The following is a 10,174-nucleotide window of genomic DNA, read 5'->3' on the forward strand; positions in this document are numbered from 1 at the left end:
TCAGTATAGGGGGATTGGTCGACCGCGCCTAGACGTATCGTTATTGACTGCTTACATAATACAGTGGTAAAATTATTGTTTAGTTCGAAAAGTTAGCCGAGGTTATTATATGAAGGTTATTAAAAACTATTTGTATAATGCAGGATATCAAATACTATTAATGTTGGCTCCTGTAATTACAACTCCATATGTATCACGTATCTTAGGTGCCAATAATAATGGGATAAACACTTATACTAATGGATGGGTGACATTTTTCTATTTAGCAGGGCAGTTAGGTATTTCATTATATGGGAATCGAGAAATTGCTTATCAGCGAAGTGATAAATACAAACGTTCAAAAATTTTTTGGGAAATCATTTCATTACAGCTGTTAACTAGTTCTATAGCTTTTACTGCCTACATCATTGTAGTAATGATGTTCAGTAGTGCTTTTAAAGTATACTTCTTACTGCAAGCACTTTGGATTATTGCTTACGGAATAGATGTATCATGGTACTTTATGGGCATGGAAGATTTTAAGAAGACTGTTTCTCGGAACACAATAGTAAAGCTAATTACTATTGCTTTAATCTTCGTGTTGGTACGTAATAAAAATGATTTAGCTAAATATATTTTCTTACTTGGCTTTGCTCAGCTAGCCGGAAGCTTGACGTTATGGCCGTATTTACGAAAGTCCATTCAGTGGGTGAAAATTAGTAGTTGGCGACCATTTAAGCACTTTTATCCAGCACTACTATTATTCATTCCAACCATTACGACGCAAATCTATTTGGTTGTTAATAGGATAATGCTTGGAAGAATGGCACCTCAGGCGGCTGTTTCTCAATTTAATTTTGGGGATAATATCGTTAAATTAGTTTTGGCTATTGTAACTGCAACGGGGACCGTAATGCTCCCTCATATAGCTAATAAGTTTGCCTCTGGTGATATTAAGGGTGTTCATGCTAGCCTATATCGATCATTTGACTTTGTAACCGCAATTGCAACGCCATTAATGTTTGGATTAATGGCGATTGCTTATAAGTTTGCTCCTTGGTTCTTAGGTAGTGAGTATGGACCAACTGGTGGGGTGATCTTTTTTGAGGCGCCAGCTATTTTAATGATAGCGTGGAGTAATGTGACTGGAACGCAATACTTGATGCCAATTCACCGTGAACATGAATTTACTATTTCAGTTACAATTGGTGCGGTTGTTAATGTTATTGCTAACCTATTTCTTATCTCATTGTATGGGGCAAATGGGGCCGCAATTGCGACCGTGATTTCTGAATTTTCAGTAACTACTGTTCAATTATTTTATATTCGGGGCACAATTCGTCGGCGAAAATTATTTGCTCCAATCTGGCGTTACTTATTAAGCGGACTATTTATGTATCTTGTTGTTTCAAGAATTAACGAGATCATGAATATGACAATTATTAACCTTATCCTCCAGGTTGCACTAGGAGCGCTTGTCTATGTCGTTTGTCTGCTCATAATGAGGGCACCAATAGTTACGCAGGCAAAAGAACTATTAAAGAAAAAGTAGAGTGAGTATTATGCATCTTACATTCATAGCAAATAAGATTACTGGTCGTGGTGGAACAGAGACCGTTCTTGTTAAGGTACTAAATAATTTGGCACAGGATAGTAACAATGAAGTTAGCCTTGTCTTATCAAACCTTACCCCTAACAGGGAATGGTTACGTCAATTAGATCGCTCGATTAAAATAACTTACCCTCATAACAGTTCGAGAGTATCTCGTTTGTTTTATTTCACGCGGATTTTTCTTAATGGGCCTAGAAATGAAACATACATAATTTTAAGTCCTAATATTATTAAGCTCTATGCTAAATTGAGGAAAATCACTCATAAGAAATGTAAGATTGTTTCTTGGTTTCATTTCTCCATTGCTAATCAAAAGGTATACGATCCTGAAAATATGGTTTATGCCGATTATCATTTGGCAATTAGCTCAGCGATTAAGAATCAAATGGTTGATTTAGGAATTGCTCCGCAAAAAATTTTCTTAGTCCTTAATCCTGCCGAGCACCATCAGATCTTTGAAAGTACAAAGAACGATGGGATTAAACACTTGTTATATGTGGGTAGAATTCAAAACAATGGTCAGAAGAATCTTAAAGAGTTATTCAATGCAGTTAGCCTTGTTGACTTTCCAATGATTTTGGACGTTTATGGAAGCGGAAAAGACGAACAGGAATGCCAACAACTGTGCTATAAGCTTGGTATCGATAAGAAGGTTGTCTGGCATGGCTGGGCTGAAAATGTTTGGAACGAGTTAGTGTACCGGCCGTTTGCCACTATTCTGACATCCAAGTTTGAGGGTCTACCAATGGTTTTCCTTGAATCCATTTCAAGGGGTATTCCATGTTTAGCTGCCAACTTTGACGGATATGATGATGTGATTATTGACGGTGTGAATGGTATGCACTATCAGCTTGGTAATATTCAAGAGTGTGCCCAGAAAATTCATGAGATTGCTGAGACTGGCTATGATGCCAAAAGGGTTCAAGAAAGTATCGCCAAGTTTTATGAAGAGAAATATTTCAGCCATTTGAAAGAAGTACTGCAAAAAATAACAAGTTATTAGGTGAGGTATGTATGAAGAAGGTAATTTTAACTGTTAAGGAAACAACAACAGGTAATAACGCTGGGCCTAAGGCAAAATTAGACATTGAAAAATTCCTTGTCAAAGATGGCTTTATCAAATGGAATTTTGAAATTGACCAACACTCTTTACTGCAGAAGGCTAAGACTGCTTACTTGAATGTGCCATTCTTTCTTAAGAAGCATCCGGATGTTGATGAGATCTTCCTACAATATCCGACATACTCTCGAATTGTTACTAGGCAGTTAGTAAAGAGAATTAGCCAGATGGATACTAAGCTGTTTTTGATTATTCATGATGTAGAGTCTCTGCGACTACATCTTAATAAAAAGGACTATATAAAAGAGGAACTTAATACCTTCAATAAGGCCGATGGCTTAATCGTTCATAATGATCAGATGAAGAAATGGCTTATCAATAATGGGATTTCTGTTCCAATAATAACTTTAGGGATTTTTGACTACGCTAGTGATGTTAAATTATCCGACCGAAATAGCAGCCGATACCCTTCTGTCTGTTTTGCTGGTAATCTTAATAAGGCGAAGTTCCTGGGAAATTTGTCTTTTAAAAAAGTTCAGTTAGATGTTTTTGGCCCTAATCCATTAGATGAATATGGGACTAACGTTTCCTATAAGGGACAGTATTCACCTGATGAACTGCCAAAGTATTTAGATGAAAACTTTGGATTAGTATGGGATGGCTCAACGCCACACACGTGTGATGGCTTGTTTGGAAATTACATGCGTTTTAATGATCCGCATAAAGCATCTTTATACCTAAGCAGTGGTATCCCTGTGATTATTTGGAAAGAAGCTGCTTTAGCCGCGTTCATTGAGAAAAATAATATTGGCCTTTCAGTATCTGACCTTAATGATATGGATGAAGTTTTATCGGAGTTATCTCCGGAAAAGTATCAACAAATGGTAATGAATGCCCAATTAATCGCTAAAAAATCAAGAAATGGTTTTTACATTCATCAGGCAGTTCAAAAGCTAGAAGCAAAGGTGGCAAATGAGGGGAAATAATGTCAGTAAATAAAAGATTACACTACATTGATGTTTTAAATTGCATTGCAATCTATTTTGTTTTAGTCTTGCACACCTCTCAACTGGCTTTTCTTGGTAGTCCTAAGGATTCAAACTATGTTACAACCCTAATACTACAAACATTGTGTGGACCGGCTGTATATATTTTCTTTATGAATTCAGGGGCAACGCTTCTAAACTATCGTCGAAAGTATTCTACTAAGACCTTCATGTTGAAAAGAATTAAGCGGGTGGGAATACCTTTCCTGATATGGTCGATTATTTACTATATTTACGATATTAGCCATCGTGCTTATCCAGGACCAATTCAGCATCCACACCCTAGCTTAACTAATTTTATTAATGCCTTTGCCAATAACAATATAAATAATTTGTTTTGGTTTTTCTATTCGATTATTGCGCTCTACTTAGTAACGCCAATTATATCGGTGCTTATTGATCATCATCAAAAGACGCTATTTGGAATTGTAGTAGCATCATTTATGCTTACGGATGTATTAAACTATGTAAGTAAATTAACAGGGTTAAAGTTGATGACGTCATTTATGACGCAGCCGTTGATTACCTCTAACTTTGTCGGGTACTTTGTTATGGGGTATTTAATTAAAGAGAGATTCTTTAGTGAAAAAGAAGAGAATTATTTGATAATTATTGGGCTATTTGCTTTAGCTATATCGTTAATTAATGACTTAACACTACACAGGTTTGTGTTTATAAACAATATTGGCCCATATCTTTATTCAGTTTCTCTTTATATTCTGATTAAGCGAATAACTGAATGGTTACACACGGAAAAGTCATATGATTTTAAAATCTTTAAGATCCTATCAGGGGCGAGTCTAGGTATCTACATTATTCATCCTATTCTGTATGAAATGCTTGATAAGTATTTATTTCACGCAACTCCATATAATTGGGGAAGGTTCCTAAGATTGATGAATAACCCATATCAAATATTCCTAGTGCCAGTTATCGCGTACGTTATTCTTTCTATAGTTGTTGTTTTAATAAAGAAGAATCGGTATATTCGAATTTTGATACCGTAAATATTACATTAAATTTAAGTAACATTACATTTTGTTAACATACCACTAAATTTCAGGTATTTGTTATATTATGTTAACTAGTTAATTGTTAAGGAGATTATAACTTCATGGATTTGCGAAAGCATTATAAGCTATATAAAAGTGGTAAGCAATGGTGTGTAATGGCACTGGCAACACTCGCAAGCATTATTGGTGTTGCAACTGCCGTTAGTGCAGATACAACAGTTACTAATCCTGGTGAAATTAATGGCTCTACGCAAATTAATGTAATTAATAATGTAGACTCAAGTAGCACTTTGAATGGTGATCAGGCAGAGCAAGCGCAAACTGCTCAAAGCAATGAAGTAGTTTTGAATAGCGCACAAGATAGTACAGCCGCACAGAGTGCAGAACCAGCTAGTGCTTCTGCTGTATCAGAGGAAAAAACAACCGCTGCACAAGGTAGTGTAACTGCTGCAACTGCTGTCCAAAATAGTAATAGTACAGAGATATCAAGTGATGTAGCAAATACAACGACTCAGGTAAAGGTTGCTGCTGCAAGTAGTCAAAAGAATGGTTGGGTAAACGAGAATAACCACTGGGCCTACTATCAAAACGGTCAAGTTCAGTCAGGGCGAAGCTATTCCTATTTACCGACTATTACTGCTAATGGTACTGGTGCTGGGCATGATTGGTACTTGGTTGACAATGGAGTTGTCCAGTCTGGTGTTCAAAAGTGGGCTGGTACCTACTATGATTTTGATCCAACTACTTACCTGCGCGTAGACAATAGCTACGTTAAGTCTCAATGGGGCGATTGGTATATGTTTGGTCAAGACGGCCGGATTGCTACCAAAGTCTACAAGTGGATGGGTACCTATTACTACTTCGACCCAAGTACTTATCTACGCGTAGATAACGATTACCGTCAGTCTCAATGGGGTGACTGGTACTTATTTGGTAATGATGGTCGAATTCAAACCGGTGTTCAAAAGTGGGCTGGTACTTACTACTACTTTGATCCAGTAACTTACCTGCGGGTAGATAATGATTACCGGCATTCCCAATGGGGAGACTGGTATCTCTTTGGTAATGATGGTCGGATTTTGTCGGGCTTACAGAAGTGGGCTGGCAGTTACTACTACTTCGATCCTTCTACTTACCTAAAGGTGACTAACAAGAACTTTACGTTCGCCGGAATGGCATTACATGCTGATGCATCCGGAATTATCACCGGTCAAAACCGTAACTCTTCATTTATGTTGAGTATCTACCAAGCCGCTCTTGACGGTTGGCATCAATATGGTGTATTGCCTTCTGTTACGGCTGCACAGGCCATCCTGGAAAGTGCCTGGGGTGAATCTGCACTGGCCACCGAAGGCCATAACCTGTTTGGTATTAAGGGAAGCTACAATGGTCAGTCGATCGTAATGCGGACTGCCGAATATGGTGCCGGTGGTTACTACTACATCAATGATGCTTTTCGGCGATACCCAAGTAACTACGAGAGTGTTGTTGACCATGGTCGTTTCTTAGCTTCGAACAGCCGTTATCACAATCTTCTGTGGCAAAAGAACTACGCAGTTGTGACTAATGACCTGCATGCAGATGGCTATGCAACTGCCCCAACTTATGCTTCAAACTTAAACAACGTTATTCGGACGTATGGCTTGGACGCTTGGGATCGTCAAGTATTCTAATTTAATTAATAAAGCAGATGATAGAAAGGCTAATCATCTGCTTTATTTTTTTATTGTTAGATCGTATTATTAGTATTAAGCTTCAAAATATTAAGGAGGAATCTACACATTATGACACAAAAGAAACACTTTAAGTTATATAAGAGTGGTAAGAAATGGTGCATAATGGCAATTACAGTTGTTGCAATGGCTTTCGGAATGGCAAGTGCGCAAAGCGCTAATGCTGATGAGGTGTCTAGTGCTGAGCCGACAACGGTTCAGACGGTCAGTGCTAACCAGAATGTTAACTCAACGACGACTGCTACTTCAGACCAATCAGCTACTCCTGATGGGGCTAACAAACAAAATTTGACTAATCACAGCTCAACCCCAAACGAACAAACGGTGGTTAAGAGTGCGGCCGCTAATCAACAAAGTAACGTTACAACTGACAACCAACAGCCGGTTGCTAATGCTGTAGTAAACGATGTTGATACTCACACCGTTAGCAAACACTCTGCGGCTACTGAGCAACAGAACGGTTGGGTAAAAAATAATAATGGTGGATGGACTTACTATACAAATGGTCAGGCTCAATCCGGGCGGAGTTATTCTTATCTACCAACTATCCCAACCAGCGGAAATAGTACTGGTCATAACTGGTACTTAGTTGATAATGGTGTTGTTCAATCCGGTGTTCAAAAGTGGGCTGGTACCTACTATGATTTTGATCCGACCACTTACCTGCGCGTAGACAACAACTATGTTCAATCTCAGTGGGGCGACTGGTATATGTTTGGTCCGGATGGTCAGATTGCCACGAAGGTATATAAGTGGATGGGTACCTATTACTACTTCGATCCAAGTACTTATCTGCGGGTAGATAATGATTACCGGCAGTCCCAATGGGGAGATTGGTACATGTTTGGCCCAGATGGTAGGATCACAACTGGCGTTTATAAATGGGCAGGCACTTATTACTACTTTGATCCAAGCACGTACCTTAGAGTTAATCATGACTACCGCCAGTCCCAGTGGGGTGACTGGTATATGTTCGGCGAAGACGGTCGAATTGTTACAGGATTATATGGTTGGAAGGGTAGCCTCTACTACTTCAATCCAGGTACTTACCTTAAGGCAACTAACCAGACCGTCTACGCTAATGGTAAGTCCTACTGGGCAAACGCCAGTGGTATTATTAGTGGCTTTAACAGCATCAATAACTACATCTTAAATAACCGTTTAGGTCACGCAAATATCTACTTCTATGACAATGGTCAAGCGATCCCGCTTAATTTAACTTCAGCGTACAGTGGCACTGGTAATGGCCGGCCAAACATGGTGGTTGTCCATGAGACGGCTAACCCGAATGATAGTATTTGGGGAGAAATTAATTTTGAAAAGGACCATTACGATGATGCCTTTGTTCATGCATTTGTTGATGGCAATAACATCATTCAGATCTCCAACACTGATCATGAGGCCTGGGGTGCTGCTTATCCGGCAAATGGTCGGGCGGTTCAATTTGAGCAGGTTGAGGTTCATAATGGCTACCAGTTTGCCCGTGAGCTTTCCAATGCGGCTTACTACACCGCCTACATTATGCATAAATATGGTATGGATCCTTCGTTAGCTCAATCCAATGGTACTGGAACGTTATGGTCACATCACAATGTTTCTCAATACTTGGGTGGAACTGACCACACTGATCCTGATGGTTACTGGTGGACTAATGCTCATAATTTCTTCGGTACTAACTACACGATGAGTGATTTCTACGAGTTAGTTAGTCTCTATGCTGGTGAAATGTAATCTATAAATTCATAGGTAACACCTGGGCAGTTGCCCGGGTGTTTTTTAGGGGAAGCTAGATTAATGGAAAAAAAGCATTTTAAATTATTCAAAGCCGGTCGACGGTGGTGTGTGGTGGCGATTGCAATGCTGAGTGCGATGGCAATCGGGACGACGACTAACGCTGATGTGGCTAATAAAGACGATGCCAGTGTTGTTATGACGACTCAGTCGGGCAATAATAGCAATCGACATAGTGAAATTGCCGATAATTCTGCTGCAGCAGTCTCAAATACCAGCACCGAACAGAGGCAGACTATTGCCGCTACGCCATCCACACAGATTAATGAGAATAATCAATGGACTTATTACACCAATGGTAAGGTCCAGGCAGGTCGTAACTACGTCAACCTGCCAACCATTAATGGTCAAGGGAATAGTTAGTACTTAGTCAATAATGGGGTTGCCCAATCTGGTGTTCAGAAGTGGGCCGGTACCTATTATTACTTTGATCCAACAACCTATCTGCGCGTTGATAATAACTATGTTCAATCCCAATGGGGCGACTGGTACATGTTTGGTCAGGATGGCCGATTCGAACCGGTGCCCGTCGCTGGATGGGATCGGTCTACTACTGATCCAGTGACTTATCTACGGGTCAATAATAGCTGGCGCGAAGGCCTCTACTTCGGGGCAGATGGTCGCTTGGTTAATGGAGCGCTCTCAACGCGGGTGATTAACTGCTTCCTGCAACGCGAAGAGCGCCTGACTTACTCAATGTATGGGTCACGAGCAGGAGACGGGCCGGCCGATTGCTCTGGCTCGATGACTATGGCCCTGTGGTCCGCGGGTGCGTCATGACCGCGGATCATCTATAGAACTGATGACCTTTCTGACTATCTATTCGGTAATGGCTATCAGCTGGTCGCCTCAGGAATGGGGCCGGTCGACCTCCACTACGGTGACGTGGTTATCTGGGGTTACCGGGGAGCAAGCAATGGAGCCGTGGGCCACACTATGGTGGTAACTGATTCCGGAGACTACCAAACTGTTATTTCAACCAGCTTCTTTACCAAGGGGCAACGAGGTACCGCCAGTCAGGAGGCAGAATATACCTCTTACTGGATCAGTCATGGTAGGCCATATCAATATGCTTACCGTCTGACCAATCCAGCGCGGAACTAATTTGTTAGGGAATAACTAAGGCAGATTGCAAGAAATAACTTGAACGAATTTAGTGACGTAGATTAAGCAAGAAGATCTCGATTGGTGTGTGCCAGTTAAGACATTTAAGTGGTCGGGAATTCAGATACCAATTGATTTGAACCAGCTAGCGATCGCTCAGCTCTTCAATGGCTTGGCCCTTAGGAATAAACCGTCGCAAAACTCGGTTACGGTTCTCATTACTACCGCGTTCATGCGGTGAATAGGCATGGGCAAAGTAAACCTGAGTACCCGTTAGCTGTTCAATTGCCTGATAATTAGCGAACTCTTTCCCATGATCCACAGTAAGCGTCTTGAGCTTGTCTTGAAGTTGACTAGCTAGTTCCAGTACGGCTTGAGTCATGGACTGACTGTCGCGACCATGGAGCCGTTTAACAATGGTCAGGCGACTTTTACGCTCCACAAAAGTCGCCACAGCTTGACCTTTGCGTTTACCAGAGAGTACGGTATCAGCTTCAAAGTGGCCGAATTCCTGGCGAGTTTCGACTTTATGAGGACGCTTCTCAATGGAGCGGCCGTGACTGAACGTACCCCGCTTTTCTTTAGCACGATGACGACGAATTCCATGATCAGGCAAATCGGGCAACTGTACATCAAGCCATCCTTGATCAATCCAGTTATAGACCGTCTTGTAGGCGATCCCAACCACATGGGCAACTTGTTCAGGGGACCACTTCTGGACTTGAAGCTTTTCCTCGATCAAGTGTTTAAGGTTTTTAGTGAGCGAAGACTTCCGCCCCTGTTGACCAACCTTTCGTTCGAAGTCAGATTGCGCTAGCTCAGCCTGATACTCACCA

At 40.8% G+C, this 10,174-nt stretch carries 8 protein-coding genes and 1 pseudogene; 8 read left to right on the forward strand and 1 reads right to left on the reverse strand.

The window, feature by feature from the left end:
* Positions 1 to 109 precede the first annotated feature (109 nt).
* The 8 genes from FD34_RS06490 to FD34_RS08490 all read left to right on the forward strand — a co-directional run bounded on the left by FD34_RS06490 (position 110) and on the right by FD34_RS08490 (position 9,338).
* Positions 110 to 1,531, forward strand: a complete 1,422-nt coding sequence (locus FD34_RS06490; protein ID WP_057807928.1) for a flippase — start codon at positions 110 to 112, stop codon at positions 1,529 to 1,531.
* Between the two features lie 10 nt (positions 1,532 to 1,541).
* Positions 1,542 to 2,594 carry a lipopolysaccharide 1,6-galactosyltransferase gene (gene waaB, locus FD34_RS06495; RefSeq protein WP_057807949.1) on the forward strand — a complete coding sequence of 351 codons (1,053 nt, stop codon included), beginning with the start codon at positions 1,542 to 1,544 and terminating at the stop codon, positions 2,592 to 2,594.
* 11 nt (positions 2,595 to 2,605) lie between these two features.
* Positions 2,606 to 3,637 carry a sugar transferase gene (locus FD34_RS06500; protein WP_057807930.1) on the forward strand — a complete coding sequence of 344 codons (1,032 nt, stop codon included), beginning with the start codon at positions 2,606 to 2,608 and terminating at the stop codon, positions 3,635 to 3,637.
* Entirely contained in the window at positions 3,637 to 4,704 is a 1,068-nt protein-coding gene (locus FD34_RS06505; protein ID WP_057807932.1) for an acyltransferase, read from the forward strand. The genes FD34_RS06500 and FD34_RS06505 overlap by 1 nt, the downstream gene beginning before the upstream one ends.
* Positions 4,705 to 4,811: 107 nt before the next feature.
* Entirely contained in the window at positions 4,812 to 6,383 is a 1,572-nt protein-coding gene (locus FD34_RS06510) for a glucosaminidase domain-containing protein (RefSeq protein ID WP_057807934.1), read from the forward strand.
* A 111-nt stretch (positions 6,384 to 6,494) separates the two neighbouring features.
* Entirely contained in the window at positions 6,495 to 8,174 is a 1,680-nt protein-coding gene (locus FD34_RS06515; protein WP_057807936.1) for an N-acetylmuramoyl-L-alanine amidase, read from the forward strand.
* A 63-nt stretch (positions 8,175 to 8,237) separates the two neighbouring features.
* Entirely contained in the window at positions 8,238 to 8,597 is a 360-nt protein-coding gene (locus FD34_RS08835; protein ID WP_057807938.1) for a KxYKxGKxW signal peptide domain-containing protein, read from the forward strand.
* Positions 8,598 to 9,023: 426 nt separating this feature from the next.
* On the forward strand, positions 9,024 to 9,338 hold the full coding sequence (locus FD34_RS08490; RefSeq protein WP_268872035.1) for a peptidoglycan amidohydrolase family protein: 315 nt from the start codon (positions 9,024 to 9,026) through the stop codon (positions 9,336 to 9,338).
* A 49-nt stretch (positions 9,339 to 9,387) separates the two neighbouring features.
* On the opposite strand, the pseudogene FD34_RS06525 reads toward FD34_RS08490, so the two are convergent.
* Positions 9,388 to 10,174: pseudogene (locus tag FD34_RS06525) on the reverse strand (IS30 family transposase); the annotation flags it as partial.

The sequence above is a fragment of the Limosilactobacillus pontis DSM 8475 genome (assembly GCF_001435345.1).
Classification (GTDB): Bacteria; Bacillota; Bacilli; order Lactobacillales; family Lactobacillaceae; genus Limosilactobacillus; species Limosilactobacillus pontis.